The following is a 17,561-nucleotide window of genomic DNA, read 5'->3' as shown; positions in this document are numbered from 1 at the left end:
CGTGGAGTGATTGGATGATATTGTTAGTGATGCGCTCACTAATGAATAGGTTTTGCAGAAGCACCGAAATACACAGGATGTAAAGTAGGGAAGCGCATTTAGAGCCAATCTGTTCGTTAAAACGAAAGTCTCAGTTCGAATCTGAGAAGAGAGACAAGATTTGAAAAAAAGTAGCAGAAAGTAATGGCGAAAAGAAAACTATTTAAAAATATAGCTAATGGGATTTTAGGCTCATTTGTTAGTCGTAATAATGATGTTAACGGTTATTGGGGAATTGGAAAATTATATAGCTTAATGATTAATAAAAATAAATACGAAGTAGAAATCGATCTTATTAAACAAACCATATCACCAAATAAAAATGAGTTTAATAGTATGATTCAATATTTCTCTAATAAGCTATCTAGTCAAATGCTACAAAAGAATTTAAAAAAATCTTTCTTAAAAGAGGCTAAGATTATTTTAATTGGCTATCCCAATAATAAAACTTTATCATTAGGACGAACTGTTCCTAATAAAATAAAGTGTAGTATTACAATAGTCGATGATTTAGAAAAACAATATAATTTAGAAAAAGATATTAGGTGTAGAAAACATAATCCTAAATTAGAAATAAAAAGAGGATAAAGCCAATTTAAATTAGTTAACAAAATTGAATAAAATCAGAAAGTTTAGATGTTTTATATACTAACTCTGATTTAAGAGAACGACCAGATTCGGACGAACTAAATGAGTTGTTAGTCAAAATTAGAGATAAATTCTACAATTAATTTTAACTACGCAAAACTATTGCGCAATACAACTACATCTTTGCTTCATTAATTAGAATTACAATGAAAAATAAAATACATATTACAGGAAAAACATTGATCGATTTAGGATTTAGATCTGGAAAATGGTTTCCTGAAGCTATCGAACATATCAATACGCATCAATTAGATAATGAAGCAATGCATGCATATTTAGCACAATATAAATTGCCTCCTATCCAGGAGTTACATGATACTCCAGTAGATTTTAAGATCAATATCAAAGCAGAGAATACACTAGAAGAAGGTAATGTCTCTTCTGTAATTAACACAATGCAAGAGTTGATGAAAACACCAACGATCATAAATGGAGCTGTGATGCCTGATGCTTGTCCTTCTGGACCTCTTGGAACCATTCCTGTAGGTGGCGTAATTGTTGCTAAAAATGCCATCCATCCAGGAATGCATAGTGCAGATATCTGTTGTTCTGTAATGCTTACTGATTTTGGAAAAACTGATCCGAAAAAAGTATTGGATGCAGCGCATGCAAATACGCATTTCGGTCCTGGCGGGAGACCTAGAGGACAACAATATAATTTGACAGATGAATTATTGGCCGAATTTAAATCCAACTTCTTCCTAAAAGAAGATAAAGATATTAGTATGGCAAGAGAACATTTGGGAACTCAAGGTGATGGCAATCATTTCTTATTTGTAGGTACTTCTTCAAAAACTGGAAATACTATGATGATTACACATCACGGATCCAGAGGTGTAGGTGCCAGATTGTTCAAAAAAGGAATGCATATTGCAAATAAATTTAGAAATGATATCTCACCAGATACCCTAAAGCAAAATGCCTGGATTCCTTTTAATACAGAAGAAGGACAAACCTATTGGTCTGCATTGCAAATCATCAGAAAATGGACAAAATTAAATCATGAAGTGATTCACGATGCGACCCTAAAAGCGTTAGAAGTTGAAGCAGCAGATAGATACTGGAACGAGCATAACTTTGTATTCAAAGAAGGAGATTTATTTTATCACGCAAAAGGTGCTACACCTTTAGATAAAAAATTTATGCCTGATATTACAGGACCTAGACTCATCCCTCTAAACATGTCAGAACCAGTATTGATTGTAGAAGGTGCAACTACAAACAATAATCTTGGATTTGCACCACACGGAGCTGGTAGAAATATGAGTAGAACGCAACATAAAAGAAATAAAGAAGGGCAAACCAAAGAAGAAATCTTTAAGATCGAAACTCAAGGTTTGGATGTTCGTTTTTTCTCTAAAGAAATAGACATTTCTGAATTGCCTAGTGCATATAAAAATGCCGCAACCGTAAGAAATCAAATGGATGAGTTTGGATTAGGTACTGTGATCGATGAAGTGATGCCTTACGGATGTATTATGGCGGGAGATTTTCAGATCAATGCTCCTTGGAGAAAGAAGAGAAGAAATAAAAACAAATAATAATGGCCATCTAAGCTTGTAGAAGACATCACAATTACTACGTAAGAATCTCTTCGACAAGCGCGGTGACAAATTAATACAAACTATTAAAATGACGACAAAAAAAGGAACATTGTATTGAGTTTTTAATTTTTAAACTTAATACAAATGAAATCTTATGACAACAAGAAACTTTACAATTATAAGAAGAGTCATAAAAGAAAAAAGAGAACCAAAAGTGCTAAAATTTGGTGGAAGAGTAATTCTTGGGAGTATCGCAGATGTTTACGACGAAAATATCGTAAGAAATGTAAAACAATTCTTCGTAAGAAAATTGAAAATGATAACCTTGAATTTCCGCTTTATAAAAAAACACTTTGGTGGGAAGCATAATAACAATTAAAAATGGACCTATATCCGATCATACAAAACAGCATTCAGTTCCTTTCAGATAATTGGAAGGAACAGTATGCTGATTTCTTACAGGAAGAACATCTAGGGATGTTTGCTAAAAATCTGGAGCAATATCACGAATTCGGAGTTCCTGATACCCATCCACTACCCTATTTTGATGAAGAGATAACGCCATCGTTGTCAAAAGCTTTTGAAAATTTTGAAGTAGTATTATCTAATCAAAATACGCCATTACAAGATTGGGCTAAAAGTATAGAAAGAGTACCATTCCAATATCTTTTGATGCTAATAGGACAACGATGGACCTCAGCTACTTTAAAAAATGAAACGGCAATTCCTCCTTTAAAAAAAACCTTATTGGATAGTTGTTTTGCACCATTTAATGATCAAATCTGCATTGCAACCAGAGCTTGGGAAAAACATATCGGAAGATCAGCGGATGATTTTTGGGGAGAAATGAAAGGCAATCCATCTCAGAAAGAAGAAAAAGTAAGAAAACGTATTCTGGAAATCATAGATCACAAAACCTGGTGGAATATTTTTTATCACTACAAGCATGAGTTTGTATATGAGATTCGTGTTCCAAGTGGACACGGAATCCGATGGAATTCTAAAGGAACAAAGCTAATTGGGTTTTTAGAACCTTTTTTATAATCAAAAAGTAATGGACAATTTTACTGCAACATACAACTTTACAAAAGACGAATGGAATAGCTGTCTTAAAGTACTTAGTACACTGAAAGAAGATCCTTTTCATAACCCGGATAACACTCATTTTGCTTCCTTGATTACAAAAATTCATAAGCAAGCTAAAAAAACAAACCGCAAACAGAGTTATACCGAAAAGAAATACAACGATTTAGAAATCATTAATGGATCTGTAATTTCACAAAAGGCATTGCAAAATGAAACTTCATTTGATCATACCAAAGAAAAAAAACATACTGAATATGCTACACTAGAAATCCCTAAGCATTGTTATTGTTGTAATCAATCTTTTGTATTGGCACATTCATTCTATAACCGATTGTGTCCCGATTGCGCGATTATTAATTATGAAAATCGTTTTAAAGAAATTGATTTATCAAATCGTCATGTAATTCTAACAGGAGGTTGTGTAAAAATTGGATATGCAACAGCACTAAAACTATTACGAAGCAATGCTAAACTTATGGTTACAACCCGTTTTCCAGGATTAGCATTAGAACAATACAAAAAAGAAAAAGATTATGAGGAGTGGAAAGATCAATTAACCTTGTATGGACTGGATTTACGAAACCTCAATGCGGTACAAGAATTTATAACATACTATAGATCAACATACGATTCTTTGGATATTTTGATCAACAATGCTGCACAAACTATTAAATATACCGATGCTTATTATCAGCCATTAATTCAACAAGAAAGAGAATTAATTGCCTTTAATAAACCAGAGATAACGTTAATTCAAAATAAAACTCCAATCGTTGAGTCTCACACCATACTCGAATCGGTTTCTGATCGATTCGGTTTACAATTAAATCGTTTTGGACAACCTATTGATACCAGAACCAAAAACAGTTGGAATTCTACGTTAGAAGAAATTGATATGATAGAGTTGTTAGAAGTAAATTTAATCAATCAAATCTCACCGTATCATCTAATAAAAGAATTGACTCCTTTATTAAAAGCCTCAACTTTTAATAAGAAGTTTATCATTAATGTAACCTCATCAGAAGGACAGTTTAGTTATACCAATAAGTCTATATTTCATCCACATACGAATATGACCAAAGCTTCATTGAATATGCTAACAAGAACCTCTGCCAGAGCATATGAAAAGAATAAGATTTATATGAATGCAGTAGATGTAGGTTGGGTCTCTACAGGAGCACAAGAAACATTAAGAAAAAAACAGTTCGACGCAGGATATATACCACCATTGGATCCAGTCGATGGAGCATCTAGAATTATGCTTCCTATTATAGAAGGAATTAAAAACATACATAATCCTGTTGGTAAATTATTAAAAAATTACAAAGTGGAAACATGGTAATTAATTAGGGGTGTTAGCTCCAATCGGAAGAGCGTCTGCTCCGCACGCAGAAGGTTGTGGGTTCGAGTCCCATACACTCCACTAATTAATTATTACATTTGAAAAGTATACAATAAAATGCAAAGAACGTTAGCTCAACTGGAAGAGCGTCTGCCCGTCACGCAGAAGGTTATGAGTTCGAATCCCATACGTTCTTTGTTACTTTTATATAAAACTAGGAGATTGTTAGTTTAACTAGAAAAGCAATGGATTGCGAATCCGAAGTTGCAAGTTCAAATCCTTTGCATTTTCTTTTTTTTCGTATTAGAACCTTTGAAAAAGTTAATCTAGAATCAAAATGAATTGTTTGTAAAATTTGGAACTTAATCAATAATAAACTCATCTTTGCAACAGAAATAAGAACCAAAAACAAGTTTTAAACATCTATGAATCTATTTTATACACATAAAAAAGGACGCTTTATAGCTATTTTAGAATCGAAAGCATAGGTAAAAAAACTAGAAAACGATATAATTTGAAGAGCGTCCAAAAAAAATGGACGCTTTTTTTATGTTTTTTTCTAAGAAACAAGGAACACCAAATATAATGTTGTTTGAACGATACTCATAAGAGCTACAGCAAGTTACCAATTAGATGAATATCTGTTATTAAACGGACAGGGATTTCTTTGCCTAAAATTAAACATAAAACACTGATTATCAAATAAATAAATTAAAAATAATTTGTGTAATAAAAAAAATGATTTCATATTTGCACCGCAATACGGCAATATCATAATGAACTTGTAGAAGTGTTGCCTAAGACAAAATAATAATTAATAATAACCGAAGTAATATGACCTTTACAAACATATACACAGATACTCTAAGAGAACCAGGTTCTTTTATGCGTACGCTTCGGGACTACTATACTACATAAGCTGATTACATCAGTTTAATATACAGTCCGAAGCCAGAACAAAGTTTCGGATTTTTATTTGCAATAATTTCTTTTCAGAGGTAATTAATACGTATCTGTTATACTACACCTGCTTTATTAATAGATAGGAGTATCGAAATATTGTTAAACCGTTCCGAAATATTTAATCATATTATTATTACCGCGTTAGGGATAGAGCAGTTACCCCACAGATGTCGCACTGAGTTATCGAAGTGTGGCGATCGAGGAGTATGAGCGAAAGCCCGACCCCGAAAAGTATGCATTGGGGAAACGCCCAAATTCCAATATCATGGGAAAGAAATTAAGCGGAAAAGACTTAATCAAATTAGGCTTTCCAAAAAACAATAGTATTAATGTGACATTGGGTCAGATTAATCGATATCAGAAAAGAGTAAAAAAAGAACAAATATTAATAGAAGCCAAAAAAGTATTACTAAATCCTGAAGCATATCTAGGAGATGGAATCTGGGGTAAGATTGCAGAGAGTTTGCTAAAACCTGTAGAGGTAAAAAAACACGCATTAAAAACCACAAGATCACCATTTCAGGTGTATGGCGAAAACGAAATTGATGATCAGGCAAAATATCAGTTATATGACGCCCTTAAGTTACCTATAGCTGTTGCAGGAGCTCTGATGCCAGATGCACATAGTGGTTATGGTTTACCGATTGGTGGTGTCCTTGCTACAAAAAACGCAGTAATTCCTTACGGTGTAGGAGTAGATATAGGATGTAGAATGTGTTTAACTATCTACCCTATTGCAACTTCTTATTTAAAAGGGAAAAAGCATCAATTAGAGAATATACTTTCTGAACACACCAAGTTTGGAATGTATGAAACCCATAAAATAAAGCACGATCATGAAATCTTTGAACGAGAAGAATTTAAGAACATTCCATTGGTAAAAAGGTTAAAAGACAAAGCGTATAAACAATTGGGAACCTCTGGTGGCGGTAATCATTTTGTAGAATTTGGGTCTGTGGATATTACAGATACAGAAAATGAATGGGGATTGGATGTGGGATCATACATCGGTGTATTATCACATAGTGGCTCTCGAGGATTGGGAGCTAATATCGCAAAACATTATACCTATTTAGCTACCAAACAATGTCCGCTACCAAAACACGTACAACAATTAGCTTGGTTAGATCTTAATACGCACGATGGACAGGAATATTGGTTGGCAATGAATCTTGCTGGAGATTATGCAAAAGCATGTCACGATAATATTCATGCCAGAATAGGAAAATTATTAGGATCCAGACCTGTTGCCAAAATTGAGAATCATCACAATTTTGCCTGGAAACAAGAAGTAAATGGTGAAGAATGTATTGTACATCGAAAAGGAGCAACTCCAGCTGCCAAAGGAGAATTAGGAATCATTCCTGGATCTATGACAGCACCTGGATTTATAGTACGCGGATTAGGAAACCCTGAAAGTTTGCAATCTGCATCACACGGAGCTGGCAGATTTCATTCCAGAAGAAAGTGTAAAGAGAAATTCACCAAAAGCGATATCAAAAAACAACTAAAAGCAAATGATGTCACTCTTATTGGTGGAGGAATTGATGAAGCTCCGATGGCGTATAAGGATATTACTAAAGTAATGGCGAATCAACAAGAGCTCGTAGAAATAGTAGGAACATTCACACCTAAAATCGTGCGAATGGACAAGTAAAAATATTAAAAATGAAAACTAAAATAATTCAGATAACGGCTGGAAGAGGACCTGCAGAATGTTGTTGGGTAGTAGCCCAAGTACTAAAGCTATTTCTAGAAGAAATTAAAAGTAATGGTTTTACTTACAATATTCTTCAACGGGATAAAGGTCAGGAAAACGGAACAGTACAATCTGTAACCATACAACTAAAAGGAAAAGAAATAGAACCTTTTGTAAAGTCTTGGTTGGGTACTATCCAATGGATTGGTACTTCTACATTCAGAAAACATCATAAACGAAAAAATTGGTTTATCGGGATGTATGAAATTAAACAAGTACAATCTATATCATTAAATGAAAAGGACATTTCGTTTCAGGCTATGAGAAGTTCAGGTCCTGGCGGCCAAAATGTAAACAAAGTGAATTCTGCGGTTCGAGCTACATACCATCCAACTGGAGATCAGGTAGTAGTAATGGACAGTAGATCACAACATCAAAACAAAAAAATCGCTATAGAGCGATTAAAAGAAAAAGTGTATCAAAGTCAGTTGGTTAAATTAAAAAAGTCATTATGTGATCAATGGGAAAATCACTTGCAGGTGCAACGTGGTAATCCTATCAGAACATTTAAAGGAACTGATTTTAAGAAAAATTATAAAAAACAATCGTATGCGTCGCATCGTCAACAATTAAAAACAGCGCTGCGCAACGAATTAAAAAACTAGCATCATGGGAAATTTATTAGATAAATATCTATTTCAGGCATTGGATGCATATCCATATAACTTAGAAGAAGCTGTAGAATCTTTAAACTATGCATTGTCATATGATGAAAAAAACCCTATAGCACTATGTCTAATGGGACAGATCTATGCAGAAAATCTTAGAAATTATGAAACTGCAAAGGAATATTATCAGCAAGCCTTAGCCGAAGATATGTATTCGCTAGATGTATATCCAAAGTATATCAATGTCCTACTTTGGAACGAAGATTACGAAGAAGCCGAAAAGCTAATTGACTTCGCTCTTACATTAAAGGGTACTGATAAAGCTGTTTTATATCTAAAAAAAGGAATCCTTTATGAACAAAAAAAAGAGTACAAAAAAGCTCTTAAAGTTTTAAAAACAGCCAAAGAACACACTTATAACAATTATTTTATTAGTGATATCGAAGGTGATGAAAAAAGGATCAAAGACAAAATGCCAAAGAAGAAGAAAAAAGAAAATAAAAACAGTGATTCTTCTAAAAAATCAAAAAAGAAAAAGAAGAATTAAACATCTAAATTGTCATTCCAGTGTAAGCTGGAATGACAACAAACGAAACCTTATGAAATCAACAAATACAATTATCATTATAGACCTGGAAGCTACTTGCTGGAATGGTCCTATACCAAAAGGACAAGTAAGCGAAATCATAGAAATCGGTATTTGCATATTGAATACAGATACAGGTACGATCAGCAAAAACCAGGGAATCCTGATTAAACCAGAACGGTCTAAAGTCAGCGCTTTCTGTACAGAACTAACAACGATCACTCAAGAACTGCTCGATCAAGAGGGGATTTCATTTGCCAATGCTTGTGAAATACTAAGAACTGAATATTGCGGCCATCAATATATATGGGCTAGTTACGGTCAATATGATCTAAATATGATGAAGAAACAATGTAGAGTAAGAAAAATCGAGTATCCTTTGTCCCAAAATCATATCAATGTGAAAACGCATTTTGCCCAGACAAAAGAGTTACAAAAAAAAGTCGGAATGAAAGGTGCTTTAAATATTTTGAATATTCCATTAGAAGGAACTCATCACAGAGGTATCAATGACGCTAAAAACATAGCTAAAATTTTACGTTGGTCTTTACTTCAAAAAGAAGTTGAAAATTGAAAAACATTATGATAATTTCCTACAAAAATGACAGAATAATTTCTTAATAATATCACAACAAAAAAAGTGTTAATTATATTCTTTTTTCGGATTCAAATCTATCTAAAGTTGATTTTACTTATAATATAACGTGCTTATCTTACTATAAATAGGCGTTTTTTTCTACTTGAAAACCGTACTGTTATGTTAATTTTATGTTAATTAAATATTTTTTTGTAAGGTTTTATTTTTTCATGCGTTTTCATCGTTTTTTCGAAAATAATCAGAGTAAACTGATGCCTTTTATGGTCAAAAACTCAAAAAAAAGCAATCAAAAACCCCTGAAATTTCCCTTAACATTGTAATTGTTTTTTTTAATCCCAGAAAAAGTTTGATCATCAACTATATTAAGGGATTTGAAGATTTAAGACATTGTCAAAAAACATTCTATTGGCATGCTTGACTCTGGCAATACTAAGCATAAAATCTACTAACAAATAATCAAAAATCACTAAATATAAACAACCGTAATTCGCCAAAAGGCTTAACAGTAAACGAATTACAACTTAATTTCAAAAACGTGTAAGAATAATATTTCTCCATTTTTCCGACATTGAACCATAACCTGTCTTACGTCTGTTTTTTTACTAATTTAGACTTCCCGAATCGAAAGAGACGCTAAGTAACCCCAAAAAAACTAACAAAATGAAAACTCTTAAAACCTATCTGATTATTTCAATTTCGTTCTTCTTTATTAACTCTTATTCTCAAGAAGTCGTTGACCACTCATCATGGGATCACATTCTAATTCTTAACGTTACTGGCGATGGTCTTGTAGACTACGATGGTGTAACTAGAGATGCAATTGTTTTCTACAAATATTTTAGATATCTCCAAAACATATCTCCAGAAGAACACTGGAGTAAAGATGAGAAATTAGCTTATTGGTTAAATGTTTATAATGCCACTGTGATGAAAATGATTCTGGATGAATATCCTATATCATCCATCAATGATTTAGAAAATCCCTGGAAACGAAAGTCTTTTAAGTCAAAAGGTGTTCGTTATAGCCTGGATGACATAGAGCATAAAATCTTAAGAAAATTTAAAGATCCTAGAATTCACTTCTTGCTTAATTGCGGATCAATCTCGTCTCCAAGACTTTGGGACAGAGCTTATACCAGCAAAAATATTAGATATGCGCTAGACGAAAGAACTAGTGAGTTTATCAATGATCCCCAAAGAAATCAAATCAATTTAACAACCGTTAGAATTTCACAGTTGTTTGAATGGTATGAAGATGACTTTACTGATAATCATATTGATGTAATTGATTTCATTAATCAATATTCTACTGTTAAAATAAATAAAGCAGTGAAAAAGAAATACGTTACTTATGATTGGAATCTGAATGAAGGAAATAAAGTCACTCCTATCACCAGTAACAACTAATTACACTGTTTGATTATGTCTTACTTAATCAAACTACATCCTCCTAAATACTTTATAGAACTAAACTCTTTTGTGATCTAGAAGTATAATTAATCTAGTCCATAATCCTATATTAATTATACTTCTATTTCTAAAAACCGAGTCACAAACACCAATCCGTCATAAACCTTAATAAGGTGGTGATATTCTTAACTATTGCGGAGATTATATAGTTTGACACAAGGTAATGAGACATACAATAACTATTATTTTCTATTCGAAATACTCTTAAAACCTAAATACAACTATTATGACTAACAAGATTTACTCAAAAAAAATATTATGGATACTCTTCTGTATCATATCAATTTCTTCGGTATCCGCACAAACCGTACTGAATGGTTTTTTTCCAAAAAAAAATGACTTAACTATTGCCACTTCGTATTCTTACAAGAGCTATGATAATTTTTATCGTGGTAGTACCGAAACCAAATCTAATCCTATGAATATGGGTGAAATTTCTTCAACTGTGTTAAGTGTGTATGGTGAATATGGCGTACTTGATTGGCTATCCACAACGGTAACATTACCCTATATATCCGTAGAAAATGAAACAGGAGTCTTAGATCCAGTATCACAAACCAACGAAGTAAGTGGTGTACAGGATTTAAGTTTATTCCTAAAAGCAAAAGTTCTGGATGCAAAAATAAATAATGCCTCAAAAATAGCTATAGGAGGAGCTGCGGGAGTTTCTGTACCTGTTGGAGGATACGAAGAAGCAGGAATACTGTCCTTAGGAAATGGAGCTACGGCTGTTGATGGATGTGGTTTTATCCAGTTTAATACTTCTTCTAATCTTTTTATTGAACTACAAGCTGCATACAGTGTTAGGAGTAACTCGGATTTCGAAATACCAAATGCTACTCTTTTTAGTGCTAAACTTGGATACTATAATAAATGGTTTTATGCACATGCAAAAATAGGTACTCAGAATTCATTAGAAGGCTTTGATATCGGTTCTCCAGAATTTGCCGCAGCTGGAGGTGCACAAGCACTACCAGAAACCGAAGTGGATTATACTAATTTTTACTTTGATCTGTATGTTCCTATATACAAACAAAGCATTGGAGTTTCTACTGGATACACTACAAACATGAGTGGAAAAAATTATGATAGAGCTTCAGGTTTTTCTTTAGGTCTGGTATATAAAATAGAATAACACCGCAACGAATTAAATAATTTTTAGATTCTAATCGATTATATAAAATAACCTTTCAATTAAAACTTATTTCATGAAAAAGATACTCTTTTTTGTTGTGATTTTCAGTTTGTTTTCCTGTGAAAACGATGATTACATCCTATTAAACTCTGAAATGGATCAATTATCAAACTCAAAAGCACCTCCTGGCGCAACTGGGTTAGAAAAACAAATTTTAGATGATTTGGATGTTATTTCTAATGGTATTGGGGTATCGTATTTTATGCTACCTGATAACAATCAGTACAGTAGTATCCCGCAAGATCCTTTAAATCCAATTACTGAAGAAAAAGTGGCATTAGGAAAATTACTTTTTCATGAAACTGCTACTGGAGGGAACCCTACAACAGCATCCAATTTATTTACATATTCCTGTGCGTCTTGTCATCACGCAGCGGCTGGATTTAGTTCTGGCCTCAGACAAGGTATAGGAGAAGCTGGTGTAGGGTTTGGTATAAACGGCGAAGGAAGGGTTTTTAATCCTAACATTCCAGTAAATGAAGCGGATATACAACCTATTCGTTCACCAACTGTATTAAATGTTGCGTATCAAGACATTATGCTATGGAATGGTCAATTTGGTGGCTCAGGAACCAATTTGGGTACAGAGGCAAACTGGACAAATATTCCAGAGAATTTTATTGGTTTCGAAGGTGTAGAAGTACAAGCAATCAAAGGACAAGGAGTACATAGATTATTAGTTGATGACAATTTTGTTACCAATTTTGGATATCAACAGATGTTTGATGCTGCTTTCCCAGATTCACCAATAACGGAACGATACTCCACTCAAAACGCAGCTTTAGCAATCGCTGCCTATGAAAGAACAGTATTATCAAATCAATCACCTTGGCAAGATTGGTTACAAGGAAATTATAGTGCGTTATCCAATAGTGAGAAAAAAGGAGCTAAGGCATTCTTTGGTAAAGGAAAGTGTTACCAATGTCATACGGGTCCTGCACTTAATGATAAAAATTTCTATGCTTTTGGTATGGGTGATTTTGATAACACCAGTGATGCGTTTGTGCTGGCGAATGTAAATTTTGAAAATGTTAAAAAAGGAAGAGGAGGATTTACCAACGTTGCAGCAGATGATTATAAGTTTAAAACTCCAACCCTTTATAACCTTGTAGATAATGGTTTTTATGGACATGGAGGAACTTTTACTTCTGTGCGAGAGGTTATCGAATATAAAATTAGTGGTATCCCGCAAAACAATGAAGTACCTGTAGAAAATCTAGCAACACAATTTGGAGATATTAAGCTAAATAAAAAAGAGATAGACGATCTGGTTTTATTTATTGAAAATAGCCTGAGAGATCCTAATTTATCTAGATACCTACCTCCGACTATAAATTCGGAAAACTGTTTCCCTAATAATGACGAACAATCAAGAATTGATCTGGGATGTGGTTAAATAAACTTATCTTACTAAAAGTAAGCACATAATAATAATAATAACACAGTCACCAAAACCTGCTAAACTCATTGAAAACTATTCCCCCAAATAGGACAATATTCAATGAGCTTAGCAGGATTACTTATACTTATCTACTATATAATATAACATTATTTTTATAGCTATTCTATTTTGCTGAGATAAGAAAATTACTTTGCATATACAATCATGCACTGCTCATTGAAAACTATTTCCCAAATAAAATAGCCTAACACAAATTCATCAATGAGCTCAGCATGATAATTATTTCTTCTTCAATAGATGCAATCAGATTCACAACCAACTGTACACTACCTGAATACTGATCATCAATATTTTTTTTAGAAAAAACGTCCCTTTTTTATCTAAATTTAACTTCGTCGATTGATGATCAGTTATACAAATATCAATTCTAAATAATTGAATTCTATCTACATCAGGTATTATGAATTATACGTTAAGTAATTCGATCGTATTCTTAAAACGCATCACTTTAAAAAAACCCTACCCCTACTTTTTAAAATTTTATCAAAATATTTTCATTTTAAGTTTTGCTACGATTAATCTCTTTAAAATTCATAATTATTATATTTACTAAAACAATCATATAGGAATGAAAGACAAATTATTCGAAGAAGTAATTGACAATTACGATGCGTTAAAATATAGCTTGCTAAACGCACAAACATTTGATGAATCTCATTTTGGTTTTCCAGAAATTTATTATAAGATCATGGAGACCGATAAGCAACGCGTAGATGCATTTCATAAGGCGTTTCAACTTAATAATAACTTTAAAGATGCTATCGTTTGCGAAATTGGTGTGGGTACACTTCCGCTTACCAAATTATATATGCCACACGTAAAAAAAGCATATTTAATAGAGAATAATCCCGATCTAATTCCTTTTATTAATAAAGAGATTGCTAAGTATCCTTGGGCAAATAAAGTAGAGGTAATCTATGCAGACGCTTTGACTGTAGATTTACCTGAAAAAGTAGATTTCGTAGTGGGCGAATTGATGAGTATCTATTGTGCGAATGAGTTTCAGGTACAAATTTTTCAGCATATGCGTGAATTCTTAAAACCAGGCGGAAAATTATTTCCTAATCGTATTGTAAATTTTGCCAGATTATGTGAAGCAGAAATCGATGCAGATGTTCATCATTATCCAGTTAATTTTACAAGGCACCAACCTATGTTTTTGACTCAACAATTTTTAGTAAATGAGATTGAATTACTGAAAGAAAAAAAACAAGGTGTAAAACTTAGTTTTTCAGTACCAGTGTTGTTCTCAGGAACTGTGAATGCTTTATACTTAGAATCTTATGTTGAAGTTACTGAAGGATCTAATTTTACAGGAACAGATAGTTTAATGCCTCCAACGGTTTTAAAAACCACCAATACGCAAGAGGTAAAAGCTGGTGATCTGGTACATATTGATTTTAGTTTTGACTATGGTTCTTCGCTGGATGATATTAGTTGTGTGTTGTCTTAATCCATGATATCCATATCAAAACCGATGATATCGCGTATTCCTGGTTTTGAAATATCTTCTGGTTCAATGGGAGTTACGTAATGCCATAAATCATTACCAAAAGTAAATTCCTCACCAGTATCTGCCTGAAAAATAAATTCTCCTGGTTGCAATACGTTATGGTAAATCATTTCATTGTTTCCAGAAGTTGTTTTTTCATATATCTGGCTTTCGGCGCCAGTAATATTTTGTCGATTTACTACTAATGCAGACATAATATATTGAGCACCGTCTTCGTGCACTCCTTCTGGGGAATTTTCCCCTTTTATTTTTTCTCTAGAAATGGTTCTCATAAAATGACTCGTAATCTGAATCTTTCGAACTTCTGGATGTATCTTTTTGACTAAACCGGCCATTTTTTTAAGCAAATCAACAAACAATTCATTTTCTACTGCTTCTCTGGTTGCTTGTTTAAAAACACGTTTCCATACTCTAAAATCACCTACATCCTGTTCAAAGCCTTGTTGCACCACTCGTTCTACAAAATATTGATCATCCCAAATCTCGATTAAAAATGTAGCAATATTTCGTTGCCTTGTTATGGTCGACAATCGATTAAATTCTTGCTTTTGATTTTCATCTAATTGCTGTATCCAATATGCCAACACTTCTATTGTACTTGTTCCTTCAAAATAAGGTTTATGAAGTTTTTCAATAGATGTTGCATCTGTAGGAAACGTTTCCTTTAAAAAAGTAATTTGATTTCCTCGCACTAGATATACGTCATCTTGTAAGCTTTCGAAAAAAGGTTTAAAAAAACGTACAAAAGATGTATTATCAATACCCAAATCAGATACGTCACCCACTCTAATTGGTGATTTAATTGTTCGTCCTAATGTTTTGGATATGTTTTTTTCCGTAATCATTATTCTTCTTCATCCTTCTGAAACCTTAAATATTCATCTACGGTTTGATTGATTGGAGGAATATCATCCTCTACAATTGTCTTTAGCAACTCCTCTGTTAATGGTGTTATAGATACAATGCGATTCGCTTGATATTCAATAATTTTTTCAAACAAATTTCTAGCAACTCTCGCATTACCAAAACTTTTATGACGTTTTTCATAAAGTTTTTCGAAGATAAATTCTAATTTTTCTTTTGCTTCATCTGCTAGCACAAAATCATTCTTAAGGCAGAACAATTCAAAGATTCCGATCAGTTCTTTTGGTTTATAATGATCAAATGTAAAGTATCTATTAAATCTTGACTGTAATCCAGGATTGGATTCTATAAATTCTTCCATCTCATCAGGATATCCAGCAACAATGACCACTAATTGATCTCTATGATCCTCCATCTTCTTCAGCAACACCTCTACAGCTTCGTTTCCGAAATCTTTTTTATTGTCTTTAGCTAATGAATACGCTTCATCAATAAACAATACTCCATCTATAGAAGTTTTTATTACCTCTTCTACTTTTAATGCTGTTTGTCCTACGTATCCAGCGACCATTCCTGTTCTATCCGTTTCTACGAGGTGTCCTTTTTCTAAATACCCTAAATGCTTATATATTTTAGAAACCAAACGAGCTACAGTAGTTTTACCCGTTCCTGGAGGCCCCATAAAAACTGAATGCAACGAGTTATTTACATTCTTCAGGCCTTTTTCTTCTCGTAGCTTCTGAACCTTCAAAAAATTGGATAATTCTTTTACAGAGGTTTTGATATTATCTAAACCTATCAGTTCGTTTAACTCATCCATCACATCATCCAAAGTCTCATTCTCATCGATTTCTGTCTGTTTGACTCCTTCCAGCTTTTCTTTTGGATGCTGTAATTTACTATTGATCTTCTTTAGCAACTCCGTTTCTTCTTCAGAAACAGTGCCATCCGCTTTGGTTATTAATGAAGCTATTCTGTACAAAAAAGAAACAGAATTGGCAAAATGTTGGCTATCTAATCGCTTTAGAAGTGAAGGCAATAAAAATTCATTTTTATACTCCTCACCCAAATCAAAAAGACTGGCTGTTTTAATTACTTCAATATTCTCATCAAATTTCTCTGATTGCACAAATTTATTAATCCGTTCTATAGACAAAGAAGCTATAATGTCATTTCCTTGCAATTTCTCAAACATAAAGGCTAGTAGAAATTTCACCTTAGCATCTGCAACCGCATTCGAACCATCACTCAATGGGTAAATCATATTAAACACCCTAATAATATCCTGTAGAATGACATGTTCTGCTTTAAATTCTAGGGCATCGTCTGTTTTATGTACAATGGCATTTATCGTATTCGAAAATCGTTTGTTATTATTTAGATCTTCTGCTAGGTTTTGAATCTTTTCTCCTTCGTTCTTTAGAATTTGCAGAAATTCATAATCAATGTCAAACTCCTGAGTAGTATCTTCTTTTTGGTTTACAAAATCTTTAAACTTATTCGTAAAATCAGAAAGGCTCTTTTTTTCATCATTTTTAGTCAACAACAAATCATCTACTAAATCATTTAATAAAGTGATATGTTCCTTTGGAAAAGCACTAAATTTTACATCCTGAAATACATTCTTAGCTAATAGAATTTTACTTTCTGCAATATGAATGTGCTGTGTTGTTACAATAAAATCTAGTTCATCAATAGATTCCTTTAAGGAGTACAATACCAACAAATCTTCATCTTTAATCCTTAATGATGGAAATGACGATGAAATAGACAATATCTTTAATGGATTAACAGATTTCCCTTTAAAAAAAGAAGCTTTATGCTCCTGAACTAATTTCGAAAAAAACTGATCTATGGTTTTATGGTATTTTCTGTTGGTCATTA

15 protein-coding genes and 2 tRNA genes are annotated in these 17,561 nt (G+C 32.9%); 15 read left to right on the top strand and 2 right to left on the bottom strand.

The genetic code is table 11. The features are described 5' to 3' along the window. Positions 1–183: 183 nt before the first annotated feature. The 15 genes from QBK95_RS19115 (at position 184) to QBK95_RS19045 (ending at position 14,753) form a co-directional block, all read left to right on the top strand. Entirely contained in the window at positions 184–627 is a 444-nt protein-coding gene (locus QBK95_RS19115) for a hypothetical protein (protein ID WP_280936154.1), read from the top strand. Between the two features lie 206 nt (positions 628–833). Continuing rightward, entirely contained in the window at positions 834–2,228 is a 1,395-nt protein-coding gene (locus tag QBK95_RS19110; protein ID WP_280936153.1) for an RtcB family protein, read from the top strand. 147 nt (positions 2,229–2,375) lie between these two features. Continuing rightward, complete coding sequence (locus QBK95_RS19105; protein ID WP_280936152.1) at positions 2,376–2,600, top strand: hypothetical protein; 225 nt, start codon at positions 2,376–2,378, stop codon at positions 2,598–2,600. A 12-nt stretch (positions 2,601–2,612) separates the two neighbouring features. Then, entirely contained in the window at positions 2,613–3,275 is a 663-nt protein-coding gene (locus QBK95_RS19100; RefSeq protein ID WP_280936151.1) for a tRNase toxin domain-containing protein, read from the top strand. Between the two features lie 10 nt (positions 3,276–3,285). After that, positions 3,286–4,659, top strand: a complete 1,374-nt coding sequence (locus QBK95_RS19095) for an SDR family NAD(P)-dependent oxidoreductase (RefSeq protein ID WP_280936150.1) — start codon at positions 3,286–3,288, stop codon at positions 4,657–4,659. A 7-nt stretch (positions 4,660–4,666) separates the two neighbouring features. After that, a tRNA-Ala gene (locus QBK95_RS19090) sits at positions 4,667–4,740 on the top strand. Positions 4,741–4,782: 42 nt separating this feature from the next. After that, positions 4,783–4,855: transfer RNA gene (locus QBK95_RS19085), tRNA-Asp, on the top strand. Positions 4,856–5,887: 1,032 nt separating this feature from the next. After that, positions 5,888–7,279 carry an RtcB family protein gene (locus QBK95_RS19080; protein ID WP_280936149.1) on the top strand — a complete coding sequence of 464 codons (1,392 nt, stop codon included), beginning with the start codon at positions 5,888–5,890 and terminating at the stop codon, positions 7,277–7,279. A gap of 11 nt (positions 7,280–7,290) precedes the next feature. Then, a complete protein-coding gene (gene prfH, locus QBK95_RS19075) occupies positions 7,291–7,986 on the top strand; it encodes a peptide chain release factor H (protein ID WP_280936148.1) in 696 nt (231 codons plus the stop codon). Between the two features lie 4 nt (positions 7,987–7,990). After that, positions 7,991–8,536, top strand: coding sequence for a tetratricopeptide repeat protein (locus QBK95_RS19070; RefSeq protein ID WP_280936147.1), 546 nt, complete (start codon positions 7,991–7,993; stop codon positions 8,534–8,536). A 52-nt stretch (positions 8,537–8,588) separates the two neighbouring features. Beyond that, a complete protein-coding gene (locus tag QBK95_RS19065; protein WP_280936259.1) occupies positions 8,589–9,149 on the top strand; it encodes a 3'-5' exonuclease in 561 nt (186 codons plus the stop codon). 684 nt (positions 9,150–9,833) lie between these two features. Continuing rightward, positions 9,834–10,580, top strand: coding sequence for a DUF547 domain-containing protein (locus tag QBK95_RS19060; RefSeq protein ID WP_280936146.1), 747 nt, complete (start codon positions 9,834–9,836; stop codon positions 10,578–10,580). A gap of 289 nt (positions 10,581–10,869) precedes the next feature. Then, positions 10,870–11,778: a hypothetical protein gene (locus QBK95_RS19055; RefSeq protein WP_280936145.1), complete on the top strand. Its 909-nt coding sequence runs from the start codon at positions 10,870–10,872 to the stop codon at positions 11,776–11,778. A gap of 73 nt (positions 11,779–11,851) precedes the next feature. Beyond that, a complete protein-coding gene (locus tag QBK95_RS19050; RefSeq protein ID WP_280936144.1) occupies positions 11,852–13,234 on the top strand; it encodes a cytochrome-c peroxidase in 1,383 nt (460 codons plus the stop codon). Between the two features lie 634 nt (positions 13,235–13,868). Beyond that, positions 13,869–14,753: a methyltransferase domain-containing protein gene (locus tag QBK95_RS19045; RefSeq protein ID WP_280936143.1), complete on the top strand. Its 885-nt coding sequence runs from the start codon at positions 13,869–13,871 to the stop codon at positions 14,751–14,753. Here QBK95_RS19045 and QBK95_RS19040 read toward each other — a convergent pair. Together QBK95_RS19040 and QBK95_RS19035 are read right to left on the bottom strand one after the other, a co-directional pair. Further along, complete coding sequence (locus QBK95_RS19040; protein ID WP_280936142.1) at positions 14,750–15,658, bottom strand: 2OG-Fe dioxygenase family protein; 909 nt, start codon at positions 15,656–15,658, stop codon at positions 14,750–14,752. The two genes, QBK95_RS19045 and QBK95_RS19040, sit on opposite strands and share 4 nt — an antisense overlap. Further along, positions 15,658–17,559 (bottom strand): AAA family ATPase, encoded by a 1,902-nt coding sequence (locus QBK95_RS19035; protein ID WP_280936141.1) that lies wholly within the window; start codon positions 17,557–17,559, stop codon positions 15,658–15,660. The genes QBK95_RS19040 and QBK95_RS19035 overlap by 1 nt, the downstream gene beginning before the upstream one ends. Positions 17,560–17,561: the final 2 nt, after the last annotated feature.

This window comes from Aquimarina mycalae (assembly GCF_029906345.1).
Classification (GTDB): domain Bacteria; phylum Bacteroidota; class Bacteroidia; order Flavobacteriales; family Flavobacteriaceae; genus Aquimarina.
Note: the sequence above shows the minus strand (reverse complement) of the source record. Positions and strands in the feature narration are given on the sequence as shown.